Here is a 20,887-nt window from a genome sequence, read left to right on the forward strand (position 1 = left end):
CGGTCATCCGCACCGAGTTGCGGAACGCCGGGTGGGTGGTGACGTCGGCGACCCTGTCGCCGTAGATGAACACCTCCCGGCCGTCGCGGATGCTCTCGATGTACTCGTCGCCGGTCATCGGGCGCGTGTTCCGCGGAGTGCTCGCTCCGTTCGCGGCGCTGCCGATGGCTTCGTCACGCTGCTCGACTGTCATCAGTAGTTCCCTTCTCCATTGATGGGGATCGTTGACCGCGTCGCGGTTCAGGCGGGCACGCGCTGGTAGGCGCCCGCGGCGGGCATGCCGAACCAGCTGCTCTCCGGGCAGTCGACGGACGCGGCCCAGTGGTGGCCGCTGTCGAGCGCGCGCAGGGAGCGGAACCGGCCCGCGAAGAACAGCAGGGGTTCGGCGTCGGTGAGCTGCAGGTCGACGACCTCGCCGAGGACGATCAGGTGGTCGCCGCCGTCGTAGGTGCGCCAGGGCCGGCACGAGATGGTCGCCGCGTTGCCGAGGAGCACGGGGGCGGTGGGCCCCTGTGCCCAGAGGGGACCGGGCTCCTGCGGCTTGCCCGCGAAGTGCCACGCGATGTCCTGCTGCTCGGCGGCGAGCACGTTCACGGCGAACGGCGCGCCGTCGAGGTAGCCACAGGCCTTGGACCTGCGGGTCAGCGTCACCTGACACAACGCGGGCTCGAGCGAGACCGCCGTGAACGCGTTGACGGTCGCCCCGTGGGGCTCACCCGCATCGTTCTCGCAGGTCACCACCGTCACGCCGGTGGCGAACCGGCCGAAGCCGTTGCGGATCTCGCGCTGGTCCAGGGTCATCGTCGACACCTCCGGTACGCTATGCGTACAGTCTGACCGCTATGCGTTCAACACGTGGAAGGGTGCACCGCGGACGGCTTGGAAGTCAAGGCCGGGACTGCGGGAAGATGGCGGGCGATGACCAAGGACGAGAACTCGCGCGATCACATCCAGAGCCTCGAGCGGGGCTTCCAGGTGCTCCTGGCCTTTGACGCCGACCGGCCCAACCCCTCGCTCGCCGAGCTCGCCTCCGCCACCGGGCTCTCCCGGCCCGCGGTGCGGCGGATCCTCATCACGCTGCAGAGCCTTGGCTATGTGAAGGGGGAGGGCGGGCACTGGTCGCTGACCCCGCGCGTGCTCAGCATCGGCCAGCACTACTCGGCCTCGCACGCGATGATCGAGCTCTCCCAGCCGCACCTCATGCGGCTCGCGGAGCAGACGAGCGAGTCAGCGTCACTCGCCGCGCTCGACGGCACCGACGTCGTCTACATCGGACGCGTTCCGGTGCGGCGCATCATGAGCATCAACATCGCGATCGGCTCCCGCGTGCCCGCGTACGCCACGTCGATGGGCCGGGTCCTGCTGGCGTGGGCTCCGCCGAAACACGTCGACGAGGTCATCGACGCGGGCCTGCGCCCGCTCACCAGGAACACCGTTACCGACCCCGACGAGTTCCGCCGTGAGCTGCGCACGGTGCGCGCCGAGGGCTACTCGATCGTCGCCGGTGAGCTGGAGGAGGGCCTGCTGTCGGTCTCGGCCCCCGTCCGCGACCAGTCGGGCACGGTGATCGCCGCGCTGGCGTCGTCGACCTCGAGCGGCCGGGCGACCGTCGAGGAGCTGCGCTCCGAGATCGCGCCGCTCGTCGTGCGCACCGCCGACGCCATCAGCGCCGACTACGGCCACCGCGCCTCGGGCAAGGCGACCTCCACCGTGCACCGCGAGCACGAGGGCTTCTTCTGAGGCGCCCGTTCAGCTCACCGCGCTCGCGGTGACCCACGACGCGACCTGGGTGCGCGACGAGAAGTCGAGCTTGCGCAGGATCCGCTCCACGAGACCGTCAACCGTGCGCGGTGAGATCGTGAGCCGCTCGGCGACCTCCTTGCTGGACAGTCCGTCCGCGATGAGCGTGGCGACCTCCTGCTCGCGCCGGGTGAGCGGCGCCGCCGGGTCGCTCCCGCAGCTCGCCGGGCCGCCCGCTGAGTTCCCGCACCTCCCGGCACGTCCGGAGCGCCTCGTGCTCCCGGCCCGCGTGCGCCTGCGCCATCGCCAGCTGGGCCGCCGCCGTTAGCTCCGCACGCCGGCGCTCGCGTGGTTCGGGACGCGGCATTTCACCGGGCGTGTCGTTCCTGCGCGAGCACCTGCGCTGCCGTGCGCCGGCTCCCGCTACGGGGTGAGCGGGAGCCGGGCGTGCACCACGAGCCCGTCCGGTTCGCTCAGCTCCAGCCACGCCTCCGCGCGGCGTCCCGTCAGCTCCAGTGTCGCGATGGCGTTGGTGAACCGCGGTCCGAGCACGCACGACCAGTCCAGCGGCGGCGGCTCCACCCCGGACAGCCGCGCCCACCGGCCCGCCAGCCAGGCCAGCGGCCGCCACCAGCCCGCGCGGAACGCCAGCCGCAGGTACGACGGCGCGGTGTTGTGCACCGGCGAGCACGTCAGCTGGTAGACCGCCGAGCGCAGCCGCCGGGGGAACCGAGCGCGGGCGAAATAGCTGTGGTGCACGTCCCCGGACAGCACGCAGATCGTCGCCGGTGCGCCGTCGGCCGAGCCGGTGCGCTCGACCAGCCGCGCGAGCCGGTCGAACGAGGACCGGAACGCGGCCCAGTGCTCGAAGTCGCCGGTCTGCCGGACCCACTCCGCGACGCGGCCTCGCCGGCCGGGTCTGCGGCACGCGGCCTCGTTGAGCGACTCCAGGTGCGAGAACGCCGGCGGCAGCAGCCACGGCAGTGAAGTCCCGATCAGAAGGTGGTCGTGCTCGCCCTCGGCGCTCTGCTCCACCCAGCGGAACTCCTCCTCGTCGAGCATCGACCGCCGCCCGCCGCCGAGGATGCGCCCCGCCCTGCTGTCGATCACCAGCAGCCGGACGCGGCCGAACCGGCGACGGTAGCTCCACCGCGCGTGTTTCACCGCGCCCAGTTCGTCGTCGGCCTCGTCGGCGAGCCTGCGGAGCAGCTCGGTGCGGTCGCCGGGCCCGTCCAGCACGGCGGCCGCGGTGGGGTCCTCGGCGAGCTCGCCGGGGCCGAGGTTGCCGAGGTGCTGGTACACCCAGTACGACATGAACGCGCCGCGCAGCCGTCCGGTCCACCACGGATGGCGCCGCATCCGCTCGCGCCACACGTCGGAGGTGTTCCAGTCGTCGCGCACGTCGTGGTCGTCGAAGATCATCGACACGGGCACGGTGGAGAGCAGCCAGCGCACCGGGGGATCGCACCACGTCTCGCGGTAGAGATGGGCGTACTCGTCGAAGTCCGTCACCTCGGTGCCGGGCGGTTCGCTCAGGTCCCGCCTCGTGGCGAGCCAGGCCTGCGTCTCGGCCGTGGTCTCGTCGGCGTAGACCTGGTCGCCGAGCAGGAGCAGCGACCGTGGCCATTCGGACTCGGGCAGCCCGCGCATCCGCTCCGCATAGGACACCAGCGCGTCGGTGCCGAGCGAGTCGTGCTCGTGCGGCTTGCGGCAGGACCCGAAGACCAGCCGGAACGGCGCGCCGTCCTCGGGCAGCGTGCGGATGCGGCTCTCCGGGAAGGGGCTCTCCGGTTGCGGCCACACCGTTCGGCCGTCGAGCCGCACCTCGTACGGCGTGCTGGTGCCGGGAGCCAGGCCCGTGAGCACCACGAGCGCGTAGTGGTGGCCGCACACCTCGAACGTCGGGGCGCCAGCGTGGAGCACCGTGACCTCGCACGGCCCGCTGGTCTCCACCCACACCGTCGCCGACGACTCGTCGACATGCCGAAGCAGGGGACCGAGTACGAGCTCGACGTCGTCCACGGCTGGATCCTAGCCGTGGCAAAGGTTCCCGGCAGTGCTTCGTTCACGGTCACGACTTCGTCTCGTCCCGGTGCGGGAGCAACCGGGACCCGCGCCGCGCGTCTGCCTGATACCCGGCGCTGGGACTCCCGTTCGCCATTCTCCCGGCAGGAGGTCAACGATGACCACCCTCACGCGGCGCGCGCTCGCGGCGCTCGCCGCCACCCTTCTGTTGCTCGGCGGTCTCGCGGTGTCGGCGTCGTCGGCCGCGCAGCCGACCACCCCGGTGCTGACCGGCATCCGCACCGGCCTCAACACCGGCTTCGACCGCGTCGTGCTCGACCTGAGCGGGCCGCGGCCGGCCGTCGCCCACCGGCTCGTCGACGAGTTGATCGCCGACGGCTCCGGTGAGATCGTCTGGCTCACCGGTGAGCACTTCGTCGCCGTCACCGCGACACCCGCGGCCGCACACGGCGCCAGCGGTGCACCGACGTATCCGGGCCCGGTGAAGTTCCGCACCCGCAGCCTGCGCAACGTGATGGCGGTTGCGGTCACCGGCGACTTCGAGGGCGTCCTCTCGGTCGGGCTCGGCACCCGGTACCGGTCGTGGGTGCGCGTGTTCACCCTCGGTTCGCCGACCCGCGTCGTCATCGACATCGGCCACTGAGGACGGACCGGGGGCCGTGTCCCGCCACGGCCCCCACAGCCGCTCCACAGTGGACTACCACCCGCTCGCGAGTCGTGCGTTCCCTCATCAACACGGCGCGTGGGCCGATCGTGGACGAGAAGGCGCTGGCCGGCGCGCTGCGCGACGGCGTGATCGCGGGCGCCGGTCTGGATGCCTACGAGCTGGAGCCGGAGCTCGCGGACGGCCTCGCGGAGCTGCCCAACACCACCCTGCTGCCGCACGTCGGCAGCGCGACCAGGTCCGTGCGCGTGCGAGTGGCCGAGCTGTGCGCGCGCAACGCCGTCGCGATGGCGGAGGGCCGTCGGCCGCCGCGCCCGGTGAACCCGGCGGGGGAGGTCACGCGGGGAACCGGCCGCCAAGGGCCCGGGTGATCCGTTCCGCCTGTTCGACCAGCACGTCGACCCGCTCGACGCACTTCTCGTACGGCATCCGCAGCGCCGGGCCCTGGATCATCAGCGCGCCGACCACGTCGGCGGCCGAGTCGAACACCGGGGGCCGCGAGGCCCGAGGCGCCGTCGACGCGTCACCCACCGTGATGGCGTAGCCGTCGGCGACGGTCTGTTTGATGAGCCTGCGCAGCTCGCCGCGGTCGGTCACGGTGCTGTCGGTGAGCTGCGGCGGCTCGTGCTGGGGGACCTTTTCGGCGAGGTCCGGGTTCCAGGCGAGCAGCACGCGGCCCGAGGAGCCGACCGTGATCGGCGCGATCCGCCCGACGGACATCTCGCGGCGCAGGGCGTGGTGGGTCCCGGCGACGGCGATGCACACGCGGTGCTCGCCCTCGGCGCGGAAGAAGCACGCCGTCTCGCCGGTGACGTCGCGCCGGTCCTTGAGCACCGGGTTGACCACGGCGAGCACGTCGAAGTCCTTGGCGGCCGCGGCCGCCCAGTAGGCCATTCGGACACCGATGCGGAAACCGTCGTCGGCGCGGTCCAGGAACCCGTTCGCTACCAGGTTGGTCACCAGCCGCTGCACGGTCGACGCGGGCAGGCCGGTAGATTGCTGTATCTCGCGCAACGTCAGCGACGGCCGCTTCAGTGTGAAGGCGTTCAGGATCTCCGTGATCTTGCCGAGCACGAGCAGCGGCGTGTGCGTGGCCCGTCGGTCGCCCTGGCGGGGTCCCGCCCATGCTCGTCGCGGCTACTCATGGCACGAACATGCGACAGGAGGACCGTGTTGTCTGAGAACGCCCCGGACGCGGGTGTGGTGAGCGCGGCGGACGTCACTGAGGCGGCCGTCCGGTTCGCCGACGTGATCGAGCCGAGCCCGCTGCAGCGCAACGAGCGGCTTTCCCAGCGGCACGACCTCGACGTGTGGCTCAAGCGCGAGGACCTCAACACGGTCCGCTCGTACAAGGGCCGCGGCGCCTACAATCTCATCGCCTCGCTCAGCGACGGGGAACGCTCGCGGGGCGTCGTGTGCGCCAGCGCGGGCAACCACGGGCAGGGTGTCGCGTTCGCTTGCGCGGCTCTCGGGGTCAGCGCGCGGGTGTATCTGCCGAGGACGACGCCGAGGCAGAAGCGCGACCGCGTCGCCCGGTTCGGCGGCCAGTACGTGCAGATCGTCGTCGAGGGCGAGACCTACGACGACTGCGCGGCGGCCGCGCGCGAGCACGCCGAGCACACCGGCGCGGTCCTCATCCCGGCCTTCGACGACCCGCGCACCATCGCGGGCCAGGGCACCGTCGTCAAGGAGATCATCGAGCAGCTCGGGCGGGTTCCCGACGTGGTCGTGGTGCCGGTCGGCGGCGGCGGGCTGCTCGCCGGGACTCTGACCTGGCTCCGGGAGACGCACCCAGGGGTGCGGGTCGTCGGCGCCGAGCCGCAGGGCGCGGCGAGCATGGCGCGCGCACTCGCCGAGGGGCAGCCGGTGGCGCTGGAGCACGTCGACCCGTTCGTCGACGGCGCCGCGGTGCGGCAGGTCGGGCGGCACACGTTCGCCGTGGCGGCGCAGGGCCGGCCGCGTCTCGTGGCCGTGCCGGAGGGGCAGATCTGCGTCGAGATGCTCGACCTGTACCAGTCCGACGGGATCATCGCGGAGCCGGCGGGGGCGCTCGCGTCGGCGGCGCTGCATCTCGACCTGGGGCTGCCCGAGGGCGCGACCGTGGTGTGCATCCTCTCCGGCGGCAACAACGACGTCAGCCGGTACAACGAGATCGTCGAGCGGGCGCTCGTCTTCGAGGGCCGTAAGCACTATTTCCTGGTCGAGTTCCCGCAGGAGCCGGGCGCGCTGCGCCGGTTCCTCGACGACATCCTCGGTCCCGACGACGACATCACGCTCTTCGAGTACGTCAAGCGCAACAACCGGGAGACCGGCCCCGCGCTGGTCGGCGTCGAGCTGGGATCCCCGGAGAACCTGGAGCCCATGCTCAAGCGGATGGACGCCGCCCCGCACCGCATCGAGCAGGTGTCGCCGGACAGCCCCCTGTTCACCTTCCTGGTCTGACCCTTTCCGCGAGTCCCCCGCTCGGGCCCGCGAGTCCCCCGCTCCGGCCCGCGAGTCCCCCGCTCGAGCCCGCGAGTTGCCCGCTTGGGCCCGCGAGTCCCCCGCTTGGGACCGCGAGTTGCCCGCTTGGGACCGCGAGTCCCTCGCTCCGGCCCGCGAGTTGTGCGTTCCCGACCGCGAGTCATTCGTTCCGGTCGTGCGCGGGAGCGCGCCATTCGCGGACCGGAGCGGGGCATTCGCGCGCCGGAGCGGGGGACTCGCGTGCCTGGGCGGGGGACTCGCGCGTCTGAGTGGGGGACTCGCGACCGGCGTAGGCGCTTCGGCTCCGCGCCGTTGCTCCGTTCGTCGTACCACTTCTGTCTCAACGCAGCATAAGTTCGCCTATTTTGACCGTAGATATTTACGGGAGCACCGGAAGTAATTAACTTTCCCCCTGGAACCCTCGGCGCTGAAGGCGAGGCAGGCGTGAGTCGAACGTCGCGACAGGCGGGATACGCGCGGATGCCGCAAGCACTACGGCATGCGCTCCTCCGCCGTTCCGTCGGCGGTCCGGTGACCGGCTTCCCGCCCGGCCCAGCCCCGCCCTGACCGGACCCCGCCACCGCGCAGAAGCCCGCAGAAGCCCTTCCGAAGAACCCCGAACCCCGCGGTCCAACCGTCTCCACCCGGGCGAGCCACGCTCGCCCGGCGGCGCGCCGTGCCGCGGCGAACCCACTCTGTCCACAAGCGACACACGCGCACGGCAAGGATTCACCCCGCTCGTTCCCCACCCCGACCCCGGGCCCGCACGTGCCGCCCGGGTACGCGAATGGAGACCCCATGGCTGAGAAACCCGCCCGCCCGCGCCTCGCGCGGGCGATGTCCCGGCGTTCCATGCTGGCCGGTGCCGCGGCGGCGGGCGTCACCGTTCCCGTCGTCGCCGCCGGTCTCGGCTCGGCCGCGGCGGCGCCGGAGACGGCACGCCCCGCGCGCGCGGGCGTGACGCGGCGGATCACCGTCTACGCCGAGGAGATCGGCGGCGGCCTGTTCGGCTACGGGCTCTCACCGGGCACCGCGACCGTGCCGGGACCCATCCTCGAGATCTGGGAGGGCGACACCCTCGAGATCGACCTGGTCAACAACACCGACCGGCGGCTGTCCATCCACCCGCACGGCGTGGACTACGACGTCGACTCCGACGGCAGCCCGCTCAACGCGTCGTTCAACGAGCCGGGCCAGCGGCGCAAGTACATCTGGAAAACCAGGGCACCGTACCAAAAGGACGGTCGCTGGATGCCGGGCAGCGCGGGATACTGGCACTACCACGACCACGCGATGGGCGGCGACCACGGCACGGACGGTCTCCGCGCCGGGCTCTACGGCGCGCTCATCGTGCGCCGCGAGGGCGACCTCCTGCCGAAGCGCCAGTACACCGTGGTGTTCAACGGCATGACCATCAACAACCGCGTCGCGCCCGACATCCCCGTGATCGAGGCCAATCTCGGCGAGCGCGTGGAGTTCATCGCCATCGGCCACGGCGACTTCTTCCACACCTTCCACCTGCACGCCCACCGCTGGGCCGACAACCGCACCGGCATGCTCAGCGGCCCCGATGACCCGACGCAGGTGATCGACAACCGGGACCTCAACCCCGGCGACTCCTTCGGGTTCCAGGTGATCGCAGGGGAGGGCGTGGGTCCAGGCGTGTGGATGTACCACTGCCACGTGCAGTTCCACTCCGACGGTGGCATGGCGGGCGTCTGGCTGATCCGCAACGCGGACGGCTCGATGCCCGAGGGCGCGCAGGAGACGCTCGACCGCTACCACCAGCACCACCACGTGACGCGGGAACCACAGCAGCTCGAACAGCAGCAGCCCGGCACCACCCACGAAGGCCACTAGGGCGCACCACGAGTGAATGGAGTAGGGATGGGTCGAAGAAGATTGGCGCTCCCGCCCCGCGGCGGCCGATTACGGCCGAGACCGTTGCGGCGTGGCATGATCCTGCTGACGAGCGCGGTACTGACACTGGGGCTGACCGCGCTGCCCGCCACCGGCGCGCCCGCAGAGCCCGTGGCGGCGCAGAACCAGGCCGCCGCGGCGGCGAGCCAGGTCAACGTACTGGTGTTCCGCGGTGTCGCGGCCGAACAGGCCGACCCGGTAGTCCGTGCCGCGCGGGCGATCGAGGAGCTGGGGGAGAGCAACGGGTTCACGGTGGACATCTCCACCGATCCCGCGTCGTTCACGACCGAGAACCTCGCTCGCTACCGCGGCATCGTCTTCCTCTCCGCCGAGGGCAACGAGCTGAACGCCGGGCAGGAGTCGGCGCTGCGGCGTTACATCGAGGAGGGCGGCGGCTTCCTCGGCATCCGCGACGCCGCGAAGGCGCAGGCCCGCTCCGAGTGGTTCGGCGGCCTCATCGGCGCCCGCCCCGCGGGCAACCGGCCCGTGCCGGAGGAGGTCGCCGGCGTCACGGTGAGCGGCGAGAACCCGCCCAACGAGACCGGCGCGAAGCTCGTGGACGGCAACGCCAACAGCAAGTGGCTGACGTTCGCGCGCACCGGCTGGGCCGCGCTGGAGCTTGCCGAACCCGCCGCCATCTCGCACTACGCGCTGACCTCGGCCAACGACTTCCCCGGCCGCGACCCGCTGGACTGGACCCTGCAGGGCTCCCAGGACGGGCAGACGTGGACCGATCTCGACCGGCGCACCGGCGAGGACTTCCCGGAGAGGTTCCAGCCCAAGGAGTACCGCTTCGAGAACACGCAGGCGTACGCGCACTACCGGCTCGACATCACCGCCAACGCGGGCGAGTCGGCGACGCAGCTCGCCGAGATCGAGCTCTACACCGCCGACGCGACCCCGCCGCCGGGCGCCGAGCCCGAGCCGCAGCAGGCCGTGGTGAGTGTGGTCGACCGGCAGCACCCCGCCAACGAGGGCCTGCCGCTGACGTGGAAGCGCTCGGACAAGTGGCTCAACTGGGAGACCAACCCGGTGGGGGAGGTGCACACGGTCGCCCAGGTGCAGGAGCACACCTATGACGCGGGGGCGAACGGAAACGGCGCGTTCCACCCGATCTCGTGGTGCCGGGACTACGATGGCGGCCGGTCCTTCTACACCGGGATGGGCGGCACCGTCGGCAGCTACGGCGAGGCCAAGTTCCGCGGTCACCTGCTGGGCGCGCTGAAGTGGACGACCGGTGTGGTCAGGGGCGACTGCCAGGCCACGATCGCCGCGAACTACAAGACAGAGCGGCTCACCGGGCAGAACCAGCCGGGTCAGCTCGACCAGTACGGCGAGATGCACGGCGTCACGGTCGCGCCGGACGGCACGGTGTTCTACGTCGGCAAGGCGGCCTGCCCCACCGGCCCCGTGCCCAACTGGGACCAGGAGAACGTGGGTCTCGGCTGCGGCACGATCCACCAGTGGGACCCGGAGACCCGCAAGGTCAAGCTGATCACCACGCTCGAGGTGTTCGGCAACCGGGGCAGCGGGGACGAGCTCGTCAAGAGCGAGGAGGGTCTGCTCGGCATGACCCTCGACCCGGAGTTCGCCGACAACGGCTGGATCTACGTCTACTGGATGCCGTACGAGTCGATCGACAAGGAGAAGCGGATCGGCCAGCGCACGGTGTCCAGGTTCACCTACGACGCCGCGACCGACACGCTCGACCTGAGCAGCCGCAAGGACATCCTGCAGTGGGACACGCAGATCCACAGCTGCTGCCACGCCGGTGGCGGCATGGACTTCGACAAGGCAGGCAACCTCTACATCGCCGTCGGCGACAGCAACTCCTCGCAGGGGTCGCAGGGCTACTCCGGCAACAACTGGACCCAGGAGTACGCCGGTGTGTCCTTCCAGGACGCGCGCAGGACGTCGGGCAGCACCAACGACCTGAACGGCAAGATCCTGCGCATCCACCCCGAGGACGACGGGACGTACACGATCCCGGAGGGCAACCTCTTCCCCGAGGCGGAGGATCCCGGTGACAAGACACGCCCGGAGATCTACGTGATGGGCGTGCGCAACCCGGCGCGCCTCGACGTGGACCCCGTGCACGACTGGGTCACCACCGCGTGGGTCGGTCCCGACGCCGGCGCGCCGAGCCCGGAGCTGGGCCCGGCCAAGTACGAGACGGCGACCGTGCTCACGTCGGCGGGCAACCAGGGCTGGCCCTACTGCATGGGCAACAAGCAACCCTACCGCGACCGCAGCGACACGGACGCGTCGGTGCTCACCGGCTGGTACGACTGCGACAACCTGAAGAACACCTCGCCGCGCAACACGGGACTGGTGGACATCCCGCCCGCGCGTGACAACATGATCTGGTACTCGCCGCAGGGCGGCGGACCGGTGTTCCCGGAGCGGCCGGACGGCAGCGGCATCCCCACGTACAAGGAGGAGGACAGCACCTACACGCTGCCGTTCGTGAGCGGCGGCTGCCAGGCCGTGATGTCGGGTCCGACGTACCACAGCTCGCTGGTGGACCCGGAGAGCGACGTGGCCTGGCCGTCCTACTGGGACGACAAGTGGTTCATCGGTGACGAGTGCAACCCGAACAACCGCGTCGCCGTGACCCTGGACCCCGCCACGGTGCAGCAGCAGGGCCCGCCCGCGTTCGCGGAGGACCTGCGCGACATCATCAAGGCGGGCGGTGCCGACACCCAGCTGCAGAGCTGGATGGGTGCGCAGTTCGGCCCCGACGGTGCGCTGTACCTGATCGACTACGGCAGCGGCTTCTTCAGCCTCGCCCCCAACCAGAAGCTGCTGCGGGTCACCTACGAGGGCGGGCCGGCCACCCCGGCTCCGGCCGCGAGGGCGACCGCGCTGCAGAACAAGCCGCTGACGATGGCGTTCAACGGGTCCAGGTCCGGTGGCGTGTCGTACGAGTGGCGGTTCGGTGACGGAGCCAGGTCCACCGAGGCCAACCCCGTGCACACCTACGGCAGCATCGGGACCTACACGGCCACGCTGACGGTGACCTACGCCGACGGCGAGAAGGCGACGACCACCACCAGGGTCGACGTCGGCTGCGCGGTGCCCGACACGCGGGAGACGGTGTGGCTGCGGGACACCGACACGGGTGTCGAGAACCACGAGGTCGGCAACGGCTGCACGGTCAACGACCTCATCGACGACGAGAGCACGTGGCCGACGCACAAGAAGTTCGTCGACCACGTCTCGAAGGTCGCCCGCGACCTCATGCGCAAGGGCGTGCTCGTCCGCGCCGAGCGCGACGCGCTGATCAGCGCGGCCAAGCAGTCCCCCATCGGCAAGGTGGGTGACTCGGGCTGGGAACCGATCTTCAACGGCACGGCCGAGTCGCTGCGCGGCTGGGAGATGGCGCCGTCGGGCCGGTTCGACATCCAGCCGGACGGGTCGCTGCGCAGCTCCGGTGGGCTCGGAATGCTGTGGTACGCGGCGAAACCGTACGCCGATTTCTCGCTGAAGCTGGAGTACAAGGACATCGCACCGGGGCAGGGCCGTGCCAACAGCGGCGTGTTCGTCCGCTTCCCCGACCCGAGAACGCCGCTCGAGCAGCGGCCCGCGGGCAGCTGCGGCACCGTCGGCTCCGCAAGGGACTCGCAGGCCTGGGTGGCGATCTACTGTGGACACGAGGTGCAGATCTACGACGGGGAGTCCGGTGAGCCACAGAAGACCGGATCGATCTACAACTTCGACCCGGTCGGGCTCGACCAGGCCGGCGCGACTCCCAAGGGTGAGTGGAACACCTACGAGATCCGCGTGGTCGGGCAGCACTACACGATCCTGCGCAACGGCGTGGTGATCAACGAGTTCGACAACCTGCCCGGCAAGGAGTCGTCCCGTGCCGGTGACCCGCCGACCGATCTGCGGCAGTTCCGCAACGGGTTCATCGGGTTGCAGAACCACGGGGACAACGACCTGACCGAGTTCCGCAACATCCGCGTGCGGGAGCTGTAAACCGAGGCAGCCGGCCGGTGCGGGCGCTCTTCCGGACGTCCGCACCGGCCGGTACCACTTCACGAGAGGTGCAGCACGCTTATGTACCAACGATTACGCACATCGCTGGGCGTGGCCGCCCGGCGGGGCACCGTGGGGTTGCTGGGCGTTCTCCTGGTGGCGTTGTGGGTGGTGCCCGCCTCGCTCGCCGGCGAGCAGGTCCAGCAGGCCCGGCAGGCGGCGCAGACGCAAACGGAGACCTCCCGGCAAACCCAGGCACAGCAGCAGATCCTGACCTGGACGGCCGACGACAGCATCACCGAGTACGCCTCGGCGCCGGCCACGGCCACGGCGGGCGCGGCGACGCTCGTCTTCGAGAACAGCACCGCGACGGGCAACACCACGGGGATGCCGCACACCCTGACGTTCGACACCTCCACGCCCGGCTACAACCACGACGTCAACGTCAACATCACGGCGAGCCCCTTCGACGCGAACCAGGGCCGCTACGAGGTGGACGTCAACCTCACGCCGGGCCAGTACCGCTACTACTGCGCCCTGCCCGGGCACGGCCAGATGGCCGGCGTGCTCACGGTCACCGACGGCGGCGGCGAGGACACCACCGCGCCCTCGGTCGCGGGCGAGGTCACCGGCGAGCAGGACGCCGACGGCAACTACGTCGGCACGGCGACGGTCGCCGTCTCGGCGCAGGACACCGAGTCCGGCGTCGCGTCCGTCGAGTACCAGCTGGACGGTGGAGGGTTCCAGCCGTACACGGAGCCGGTGGCGGTGAGCGAGCCCGGTGAGCACATCGTGGAGTTCAGGGCGACCGACAACGCGGGCAACGTGTCGCAGACCGGGTCGGTGACGTTCACGGTCGTCGAGCAGGCGCCGGAGGACACGACTCCGCCGACGGTCACGGGCCAGCTGAGCGGCACCCAGGACGCCGACGGCAACTACCTCGCCAAGGCCACGGTCACGGTCACCGCGCAGGACACGCAGTCGGGCATCGCCTCGGTGGAGTACGAGGTGGACGACACCGGGTTCCAGCCCTACACGGGTCCGGTGGAGGTCACCGAGCTCGGCGACCACTCGGTGCAGTTCCGGGCCACGGACAACGCCGGCAATCTCTCCGAGACCGGTTTCGTGACGTTCCGCGTGGTCGAGCCCCCGGAGGGCGACACCACGCCGCCGCACGTGATGGCCGAGGTGACCGGGGAGCAGAACACCGACGGCCACTACCTCGGTTCGGCGAGCGTGGAGCTGACCGCGCACGACGCGGAGTCCGGTGTGGACAGCGTCGAGTACTCGCTCGACGGCGGCGAGTTCACCGCCTACACGGGTCCGGTCGTGGTGTCGGCGCCGGGTGAGCACACCGTGAGCTACCGGGCGACCGACAACTCCGGCAACACGTCCGAACCGGGCTCGGTGACGTTCACCGTCGTCGAGAACGGCCAGGAGGACACCACGCCGCCGGAGGTCTCGGCCGAGGTGACCGGCGAGCAGGACGGCGACGGCAACTACGTCGGCTCGGCGACCGTGTCCGTGACCGCGGTGGACGAGGGGTCCGGCGTGCACGGCGTGGAGTACGCGCTCGACGGCGGCGAGTTCACCGCTTACACCGAGCCCGTCGAGGTCGCCGCGGAGGGCGAGCACACCGTGCGGTTCCGCGCCACCGACCACGCAGGCAACACGTCCCAGCCGGGGTCGGTGACGTTCACGGTCGTGCCCGGCCAGCAGGAGGACACCACGCCTCCCGTGGTCACGGCGCAGCTCACCGGTGAGATGGACGCCGGCTGGAACTACCTCGAGTCGGCGAAGCTCACCCTCACGGCCACCGACGAGCAGTCGGGCGTGGCCTCCGTCGAGTACAGCTTCAGCGAAGGGAGCTTCCGGCCGTACCGCATTCCGCTGACGATCGCCGACGCGGGCGTGTACACGGTTTCCTACCGCGCCACGGACAAGGCGGGCAACGTCTCGGAGACGGGCAAGGCGACGTTCACGATCGTCGACCCGGAGCCGGCCTGCTCGGTGTCCGACACGCGGGCGACCGTGTTCGTGGGCGCCGAGGACACCGGCGTCGCCAACGCCGACACCGGCAACGGGTGCACAATCAACGATCTGATCGACGAGGAGGCCGAGTACCCGGACCACACCGCGTTCGTCACGCACGTCCGTGAGGTCACCGCCGGCCTGCTGGCGGACGGCATCATCACCAAACAGGAGCGGCAGCGCATCGTGCAGGCCGCGAGGAACGCCGAGATCGGCGTCTGACCGACGTCGTCCGGGCCCGCCTCGCCGCGGGCCCGGACGGCCAGGCGAAAGGGGCTCACGGTATGCCGGCACCGAGCCGCACCGGGCTGGACCGGGCCGCGCTCAGGGCGGACCTCCGCGCGGCGGTACCCGACGCGACCATCGCGCTCGGGATCACGGTCGCGATCTTCGGCTGGCTGTACGAACGTGTGCGGGCCGAAACGTCGGCGACCGTCGCCGTCATGCCGTTCCTCGCAGACGCCAACGAGTACTGGATGTACTGGGCCTGCCAGGCGTTCGGCTGGTCCGCGCTGCTGTGGGCGTGGCTGACCACGATGCTGGGCCTTTTGCGGTCGGGGCCGGGGCCGCGGCGGCGGCCGGTGTCCGCGGTGCGGCTGGAGCGCTGGCACCGCTCGACGAGCCTCACCACGATCGGACTGATGTTCGCCCACGCGGCCCTGTTCTTCGCGGAGCTGGTGCGGGCCAACTCCGACGGCCTCGGGCCGCTCGGGCGCGTGTGGAGCGCGTTCGTCGAGACGTTCGTGCCCGGCGGGTACGGCTCGGGCACCGGCGTGGTCGCGATCCTGCTGGGGCTGCTCGCGCTGTACCTGGCGATCCCACTCGGCCTGCTGTACTACTTCCGCGGCGGCACGGGCGCGCGGCTGTGGCGGGCGCTGCACCGCTTCGTGATCGTCGTGTACGTCCTGAGCGTCTGGCACACGTTGCTCTACGGAACCAACGTGTGGTTCGACGGCTGGCCGCGCACCACCCTGTGGCTGCTCCAGCTGCCCGTCGCGCTGGTGCTGCTCGCCCGGCTGCTGGCGCCGGCGCGGCGCGCGGAACGGGCGCGGGACGCGAGCAGGCCGGCGTGGGCACGGGTGTTGTGGGGCGGCGCGGTGACCGCGGTGCTCGGCGCGATCGCCGTCGTCGTGGCCGTGGTCGTCACGGGCCGGGACGGCGGGCGGACGCCGGACGTGCCGAGCGCGCCGCTGTCGGTCACGCAGGGAATGGTGTGGGCCGGGCTGGCCGTCTTCGCGGTCGGCGTGGCCGCCACGATCCTGGTGGTGCGCCGGTCCCCGGTGCGCCCGCCGCGGCGCACCGGGGACCGCACCGCTACGGGATGACGAGCGGGGTCTCCTCGCACGCCTCCGCCACGGCCTGCCGGTTGGCGGCCGCGAGGTCGTGGGCCGTCTGCCGGGGCGGCACCCCGTCGACGATCCACTGCCCGAGCAGCAGCGCGACCTTGGCCTGCATCTCAGTGCGCAGGCGCAGGAACGAGTCCGCCGGGTCGGCGCCGACCTGCCCGAGCAGCAGCCACCACGCCCAGGCCGCGGCGCCCGCGTTGGCGACGAAGTCCGGGATCACCGGGATGCCGTTGGCGGCGAGCATGGCCTCGGCCTCCGGCGTGGTCGCGGCGTTGGCCGCCTCCACCACGACCTTCGCGGCGACGTCCACCGTGTTGTCCGGCGTGATCGCGTAGGAGATGGCGGCGGGCACGAGGATGTCGGCGGCGGTGGAGATCACCGCGTTCCTCGGCAGCCGCTGCACCTCGGCGGGCACGCGGTCGCGGTCGATCTCGCCGTAGGCGTCGCGCAGGTCGAGCAGGGCCGGAATGTCGAGCCCGTCCGGGTGATACAGCGTGCCCGCGGCGTCGGCGACGGCGACCACGCGCATGCCCGACTCGTGCAGGTACCAGGCCGCGCCGCCGCCCATCGTGCCGATGCCCTGGATCGCGACCGTGGTCTCGCCGGTCTCCCAGCCCCACGCGCGCGCCGCGCCGAGGCACGCCTGTGCCACGCCGTAGCCACCGATGACGTCCCCGAGCAGCAGCCCGCCGGGCACGGGCGCGTTCAGCCCCGCCGTCACGCGCCGCAGCGTCCGCTCCGGGTTGGCCGCGCGGCTGATGGCGGCGTGGTAGGACTGGCCGAGGCCGAGCCTGGCGAAGACCTCGTCGATGAGGTGCTGCGGCACCCCGAGGTCCTCGGCGGTCACCCAGTGCGCGTCCAGCCACGGGCGCATGGCCTGGCAGAACCGCTCCAGCACCTCGACGGCGCGGGGGTCCTTCGGGTCGAAGTCGATCCCGCCCTTGGCGCCGCCGACGGGCAGCTCGAAGGTCGCGGTCTTGGCCGCCATGCCGAACGCGAGGTCCTCGACCTCCGACATCGTGCAGCCGGCCCGCATGCGGGTGCCGCCGGTGGCCAGTCCGGACACGAGCGTGTGGACGACGAGGTAACCGTGGGCGCCGGTGACCGGGTCGGTCCACGTCAGGCGCAGCAGTGGCTCGCCGCGCCGGGGCTTGGCCGCGCCGGTCGCGGCGTCGGGCGTTCCGGTGCTCGTCTGTCCCCACGGGTCGTGCATCGTGGTCACCTGCAACCCACCTCCAAAGTTCTCTCGACGGCGTCTCCTGCTCCGGGCTCGTGTGGTGCACTGACGCGGGCGCAGGACAGCGTGCCGCCTCATCTGCCTGACGATGGACGGCTTGTCTGAACTGCCGAGTTCGCGGGCGGTGCCCCCCTTGTGCCGGTACCTCCACTGTGCGTGAGTGTCGCGGGCCACGTCTAGTTAAGGATCATGCACGGTTGCGTTCAGGCTTCCTGCACAGCGCGAGATCGTTGCCTACGCTGAGCGGCATGGAGCTTTCGTTGCACAGGTTGCGAATGCTTCGAGAGTTGCATCGCCGGGGCACGGTCACGGCGGCGGCGACCTCGCTGCACTACACCGCGTCGGCCGTCTCGCAGCAACTCGCCCAGCTGGAACGCGATGTCGGCGCGAAGCTCTTCGAGCGGCTTGGCCGCCGCGTGCAGCTGACCGAGCTCGGGATGCTGCTCACCGAGCACGCGGAGGAGATCCTCGGGTCGGTGGAACGCGCCACCATGGCGCTGGAGGAGGCGCAGGACGCAGTGTCCGCCCGGCTCACGGCGGGCGTGTGGGCCTCGGTCGCCTCCGGGCTGCTGCCCGCCGCGCTCACGGCGCTGGCCGCCGAGCACCCGGGGATCCAGGTGCGGACGAAGGAGCTCGCCCCCGAGGACACCGCGGGCGCGGTGCGCGACGGCAACCTCGACTTCTCCTTCGTCATCGACTACTCGGACTACCCGATGCCCTGGGACCCGTCGCTCGCGCGGGTGGTGATCGCGGTGGAGCGGTTGCACGCCGCCGTGCCCACGGGCGTGGTGCCCTCGGGCACGATGGCGTTGACGGAGCTGGCCGAGCACCCGTGGATCCTGGCGGGGCCGCGGTCGCACTTCGGCCGTGCGGTGCGGATCGCCTGCCAGCGCAACGGGTTCGAGCCGAAGATCAACCACGAGGTGGGCGAGCAGGCCACCGCGCTCGCCATGGTCGGCGCGGGGCTGGGCGTCACGCTCGTGTCGGATCTCGGGCTGTCACTGCTGCCGCCGGGGGTGGACATCGTCGCGCTCACCGACCCCGTGATGCGCACGGTCTCCATCGCCCACCGGCTGACGGCGACGCGCAGGCCGTCGCTGCAGCTCGTGATCGAGGCCGTCCGCTCCGCCGCGGCGGAGAAGGGCCTCGGCGCCAGCTCGCCGATCCCGTAGCGAAGGGCCCGCTCGGGCACGCGTCCCTGACCCGACCCGATGATCCCTTACGTTGATCACCATCAACGCAGCCCGGGCGGCTCGACCGGCCTCAGCGGGCAGGACATTGGCCCGGCGGGCGCCCGGCGCGCTCTTCGGAGCTGCCGAGCCACGCGGGCGGGCTCAGTAGCGCCGTTCTTCCTTCGGCATGATCACCCAGAGCACCAGGTAGATCAGGAACTGCGGCCCCGGCAGCAGGCACGAGAGCACGAACACCCATCGCATCGTGCGCGGCTCCCAGCCGGCCCGGCGAGCGAGCCCCGCGCACACGCCTGCGATGACCTTGTTGTCGCGTGACCTCGTCAACGTTGTTGTCGCCATGCCTCCACCCTGCCCCGGCCCAGGGCCGTCCGCATCGGTGATGACCCGGAGGCGTCCCCGGAGTTCCCCGCCCGCCCTCCGGGACATCCGCAGTCGAACATGACCTCCCGCCGTGTCACTGCGCGACGAGCCGGCCCCCGCGGTCGCGTGGCGGCGAGACCGCGCCGACGCCGCCGGCCTTGCCGGCCGGTGGCCGCTCACCCGCGCTGGGGCATCGCGACCGGCACCCGCGCCCCGGCTTCCCGCACGGCCTGGTCGGCGGAGCCGACCGCGGGCTGCTCGTCGGCGAGCGGATCGAGACCGGAGGGTGGGCCCTCGCGGTCCGCGATCTCGGCACCGAGGCGGGAAGCGGCCCGGCTCGGTGCCGGCGCGATCGTCGACGGACCGCGCACCAGCGAGGTCGTCCATCGGCTCGGTGCGCGCGTCGTCGCAGGTCAGGGACCTGTGTCCAGCGCGGTCCCGCCCGCCGTGTTATGCATGAGTCATGCATGAAGAACGAACCGCGAACCTGCTCGGAGCCGCCGCGTTGACGGTGACCGACCTGGTGCTCGCGGGCGCGACCGGGGCCACCGGCGTCAGCGCGAGCGGAGCGGCGGCGCTCGTGGTGCTGTCCGCCTCGCCGGGCCTGAGCGGCACGGAGCTCGGCAGGAGAGTCGGGCTGAGCCAGTCCGCGGCGGCGCGGATGGTCGACGCGCTCGAGGGGCGGGGGCTCGTGGAGCGCCGTCCCGGTCAGGGCAGGGAAGTGTCCATCCGGCTCACGCGGGCAGGCCGGCGCGCCACGGGTGAGCTGCTGGCCGCGCGGGGCACGCGCCTCGCCGGGGCGCTCGCCGTGCTCGACGACGATGAGCGCGCCGTGCTCACCGGGTTGCTGGAGAAGCTGCTCACCGGTCTCTACGGCGAGGTCGGCGACGCGCAGCTCTTGTGCCGTCTGTGCGATCGCGGGTCGTGCACGGAAGGCGCGCCGTGCCCCGTCGGCCAGGCTGAACGGGATCGGGACGGCCGCTCGTGACCATGGGCCCGGTGCTCGCCCTCGCCTCGGCCGCCGCCTACGGCCTTTCCGACTTCGCGGGCGGCCTGCTGGCCAGACGCGCGCATTTCGTCACGGTCGCCCTGCTCGGCCAGGCCGGCGGGCTCGTGGTCGCACTGCTCGCGGCGCCCGCGTTCCCGTCGACGCCACGACCGGAGAGCGTCGCGTGGGGCGCGCTCTCCGGAGTCGGCACCGGCATCGGCATGCTGTTCCTGTTCCGGGGACTCAGCCGCGGTGCCATGAGCGTGGTCGTGCCCGTCAGCGCGGTCGGGGGAGTGGCGCTGCCCGTGCTGGTCGGCGTGTTGTTCCTCGAGGAACGGCCCTCCGTCCCGTCGTGGCTGGGAATCGCCGTGGCGGTCCCGGCGCTCTGGCTCGTCTCGCGCACCCGCGACGGCACCGGGCGCGGCGCGGCGGCGGCCACCGCGGACGGGCTGGTCGCGAGCGTGGGCATCGCGCTGCAGTACCTCGCACTCGCCCAGGCCGACCCGGCATCCGGCATCTGGCCCGTGGTCACCGGTCGAGTCGCCGCGATCCTCACGATCCTGCCGCTGCTGCGCGCCACACACGTCCGCGCCAGACCGTCCGCCGCTACCGTCGGGTGGGCGGCGGTGACCGGCGCGCTCGCCGCGCTCGCGCTGGTCTGCTACCTGCTGGCCACCCGGCAACAGCTGGTGGTGATCGCCGTGGTGCTTTCCTCGCTCTACCCCGTGATCCCCGTGCTGCTCGGCATCACCGTCCTCCGCGAACGCCTGGGGTGGCGGCAGACGCTCGGCCTCGTGGCGGCCGGTGCCGCCATCGCGCTGCTCACCCTCGGCTGAGGCCGTCGCGGAGTGCTCGGTGCCGCCTTCGAAACGGGCGGTGCCGGAACCGTGGGACTGGTCCATTCGCGGCACCGCACCAGATGTCGCGCGCAGGGGGGCC

General features: G+C 71.7%; 19 protein-coding genes. 11 read left to right on the forward strand and 8 right to left on the reverse strand.

Annotated elements, in window-relative coordinates; genetic code table 11:
• Positions 1-193: 4-hydroxyphenylacetate 3-hydroxylase N-terminal domain-containing protein (locus FCN18_RS40120; RefSeq protein WP_323808354.1), on the reverse strand; the 193-nt coding region annotated here is incomplete at its 3' end.
• A gap of 47 nt (positions 194-240) precedes the next feature.
• Positions 241-801: a flavin reductase family protein gene (locus tag FCN18_RS12845; protein WP_112268598.1), complete on the reverse strand. Its 561-nt coding sequence runs from the start codon at positions 799-801 to the stop codon at positions 241-243.
• A 117-nt stretch (positions 802-918) separates the two neighbouring features.
• Here FCN18_RS12845 and FCN18_RS12850 point away from each other — a divergent pair, with 117 nt between their 5' ends.
• Positions 919-1,740 carry an IclR family transcriptional regulator domain-containing protein gene (locus tag FCN18_RS12850; protein WP_112268600.1) on the forward strand — a complete coding sequence of 274 codons (822 nt, stop codon included), beginning with the start codon at positions 919-921 and terminating at the stop codon, positions 1,738-1,740.
• Positions 1,741-1,749: 9 nt separating this feature from the next.
• On the opposite strand, the gene FCN18_RS12855 is transcribed toward FCN18_RS12850, so the two are convergent.
• Together FCN18_RS12855 and FCN18_RS12860 are read right to left on the reverse strand one after the other, a co-directional pair.
• Positions 1,750-1,902 carry a response regulator transcription factor gene (locus FCN18_RS12855; RefSeq protein WP_137095325.1) on the reverse strand — a complete coding sequence of 51 codons (153 nt, stop codon included), beginning with the start codon at positions 1,900-1,902 and terminating at the stop codon, positions 1,750-1,752.
• Positions 1,903-2,163: 261 nt separating this feature from the next.
• A complete protein-coding gene (locus tag FCN18_RS12860) occupies positions 2,164-3,762 on the reverse strand; it encodes an alkaline phosphatase D family protein (protein ID WP_137095131.1) in 1,599 nt (532 codons plus the stop codon).
• A gap of 160 nt (positions 3,763-3,922) precedes the next feature.
• Between FCN18_RS12860 and FCN18_RS12865 the strand changes: the two genes are divergently transcribed.
• Positions 3,923-4,408 carry an AMIN-like domain-containing (lipo)protein gene (locus FCN18_RS12865; RefSeq protein ID WP_112268606.1) on the forward strand — a complete coding sequence of 162 codons (486 nt, stop codon included), beginning with the start codon at positions 3,923-3,925 and terminating at the stop codon, positions 4,406-4,408.
• Positions 4,409-4,482: 74 nt separating this feature from the next.
• Positions 4,483-4,800 (forward strand): NAD(P)-dependent oxidoreductase, encoded by a 318-nt coding sequence (locus FCN18_RS12870; RefSeq protein ID WP_228713910.1) that lies wholly within the window; start codon positions 4,483-4,485, stop codon positions 4,798-4,800.
• Here the strand turns inward: FCN18_RS12870 and FCN18_RS12875 are convergent.
• Positions 4,766-5,503 (reverse strand): IclR family transcriptional regulator, encoded by a 738-nt coding sequence (locus FCN18_RS12875; RefSeq protein ID WP_228713912.1) that lies wholly within the window; start codon positions 5,501-5,503, stop codon positions 4,766-4,768. The genes FCN18_RS12870 and FCN18_RS12875 overlap by 35 nt on opposite strands.
• Before the next feature lie 69 nt (positions 5,504-5,572).
• Here FCN18_RS12875 and ilvA point away from each other — a divergent pair, with 69 nt between their 5' ends.
• The 5 genes from ilvA to FCN18_RS12905 all read left to right on the forward strand — a co-directional run bounded on the left by ilvA (position 5,573) and on the right by FCN18_RS12905 (position 16,149).
• Positions 5,573-6,871: a threonine ammonia-lyase IlvA gene (ilvA, locus tag FCN18_RS12880; protein WP_206077882.1), complete on the forward strand. Its 1,299-nt coding sequence runs from the start codon at positions 5,573-5,575 to the stop codon at positions 6,869-6,871.
• A gap of 819 nt (positions 6,872-7,690) precedes the next feature.
• Positions 7,691-8,752: a multicopper oxidase domain-containing protein gene (locus FCN18_RS12890; protein ID WP_228713914.1), complete on the forward strand. Its 1,062-nt coding sequence runs from the start codon at positions 7,691-7,693 to the stop codon at positions 8,750-8,752.
• A gap of 96 nt (positions 8,753-8,848) precedes the next feature.
• Positions 8,849-12,793 (forward strand): ThuA domain-containing protein, encoded by a 3,945-nt coding sequence (locus FCN18_RS12895; protein ID WP_369973644.1) that lies wholly within the window; start codon positions 8,849-8,851, stop codon positions 12,791-12,793.
• Positions 12,794-12,904: 111 nt separating this feature from the next.
• Positions 12,905-15,046: an OmpL47-type beta-barrel domain-containing protein gene (locus FCN18_RS12900; protein WP_228713916.1), complete on the forward strand. Its 2,142-nt coding sequence runs from the start codon at positions 12,905-12,907 to the stop codon at positions 15,044-15,046.
• A gap of 62 nt (positions 15,047-15,108) precedes the next feature.
• The gene (locus tag FCN18_RS12905) at positions 15,109-16,149 is read left to right on the forward strand and encodes a ferric reductase-like transmembrane domain-containing protein (RefSeq protein ID WP_137095140.1); all 1,041 of its coding nucleotides are present in this window, start codon (positions 15,109-15,111) and stop codon (positions 16,147-16,149) included.
• Here FCN18_RS12905 and FCN18_RS12910 read toward each other — a convergent pair.
• Complete coding sequence (locus FCN18_RS12910) at positions 16,139-17,392, reverse strand: Glu/Leu/Phe/Val dehydrogenase dimerization domain-containing protein (RefSeq protein WP_407675775.1); 1,254 nt, start codon at positions 17,390-17,392, stop codon at positions 16,139-16,141. The two genes, FCN18_RS12905 and FCN18_RS12910, sit on opposite strands and share 11 nt — an antisense overlap.
• Before the next feature lie 263 nt (positions 17,393-17,655).
• Here FCN18_RS12910 and FCN18_RS12915 point away from each other — a divergent pair, with 263 nt between their 5' ends.
• Positions 17,656-18,579, forward strand: a complete 924-nt coding sequence (locus FCN18_RS12915) for a LysR family transcriptional regulator (protein ID WP_112268620.1) — start codon at positions 17,656-17,658, stop codon at positions 18,577-18,579.
• A 162-nt stretch (positions 18,580-18,741) separates the two neighbouring features.
• On the opposite strand, the gene FCN18_RS12920 is transcribed toward FCN18_RS12915, so the two are convergent.
• Positions 18,742-18,939: a PspC domain-containing protein gene (locus tag FCN18_RS12920; RefSeq protein WP_112268622.1), complete on the reverse strand. Its 198-nt coding sequence runs from the start codon at positions 18,937-18,939 to the stop codon at positions 18,742-18,744.
• 197 nt (positions 18,940-19,136) lie between these two features.
• On the reverse strand, positions 19,137-19,331 hold the full coding sequence (locus tag FCN18_RS12925) for a hypothetical protein (protein ID WP_137095143.1): 195 nt from the start codon (positions 19,329-19,331) through the stop codon (positions 19,137-19,139).
• 92 nt (positions 19,332-19,423) lie between these two features.
• On the opposite strand from FCN18_RS12925, the gene FCN18_RS12930 reads away from it, so the two are divergent.
• Positions 19,424-19,948 (forward strand): MarR family winged helix-turn-helix transcriptional regulator, encoded by a 525-nt coding sequence (locus FCN18_RS12930; RefSeq protein WP_137095145.1) that lies wholly within the window; start codon positions 19,424-19,426, stop codon positions 19,946-19,948.
• Between the two features lie 2 nt (positions 19,949-19,950).
• Complete coding sequence (locus FCN18_RS12935) at positions 19,951-20,784, forward strand: EamA family transporter (protein WP_112268635.1); 834 nt, start codon at positions 19,951-19,953, stop codon at positions 20,782-20,784.
• The last annotated feature ends 103 nt before the right edge of the window (positions 20,785-20,887 follow it).

Origin of the sequence: Prauserella endophytica, from assembly GCF_005146945.1 — a bacterium.
In the GTDB taxonomy this organism is placed as follows: domain Bacteria; phylum Actinomycetota; class Actinomycetes; order Mycobacteriales; family Pseudonocardiaceae; genus Prauserella_A; species Prauserella_A endophytica.

Excerpts from the sequence above, each read along its gene's own strand:
- FCN18_RS12920 (WP_112268622.1), bottom strand. The coding sequence starts at position 18,939 with ATGGCGACAACAACGTTGACGAGGTCACGCGACAACAAGGTCATCGCA.
- FCN18_RS12905 (WP_137095140.1), top strand. The coding sequence starts at position 15,109 with ATGCCGGCACCGAGCCGCACCGGGCTGGACCGGGCCGCGCTCAGGGCG.
- FCN18_RS12915 (WP_112268620.1), top strand. The coding sequence starts at position 17,656 with ATGGAGCTTTCGTTGCACAGGTTGCGAATGCTTCGAGAGTTGCATCGC.
- FCN18_RS12935 (WP_112268635.1), top strand. The coding sequence starts at position 19,951 with ATGGGCCCGGTGCTCGCCCTCGCCTCGGCCGCCGCCTACGGCCTTTCC.
- FCN18_RS12930 (WP_137095145.1), top strand. The coding sequence starts at position 19,424 with ATGCATGAAGAACGAACCGCGAACCTGCTCGGAGCCGCCGCGTTGACG.
- FCN18_RS12850 (WP_112268600.1), top strand. The coding sequence starts at position 919 with ATGACCAAGGACGAGAACTCGCGCGATCACATCCAGAGCCTCGAGCGG.
- FCN18_RS12865 (WP_112268606.1), top strand. The coding sequence starts at position 3,923 with ATGACCACCCTCACGCGGCGCGCGCTCGCGGCGCTCGCCGCCACCCTT.
- FCN18_RS12890 (WP_228713914.1), top strand. The coding sequence starts at position 7,691 with ATGGCTGAGAAACCCGCCCGCCCGCGCCTCGCGCGGGCGATGTCCCGG.
- ilvA (WP_206077882.1), top strand. The coding sequence starts at position 5,573 with ATGGCACGAACATGCGACAGGAGGACCGTGTTGTCTGAGAACGCCCCG.
- FCN18_RS12845 (WP_112268598.1), bottom strand. The coding sequence starts at position 801 with ATGACCCTGGACCAGCGCGAGATCCGCAACGGCTTCGGCCGGTTCGCC.
- FCN18_RS12895 (WP_369973644.1), top strand. The coding sequence starts at position 8,849 with ATGATCCTGCTGACGAGCGCGGTACTGACACTGGGGCTGACCGCGCTG.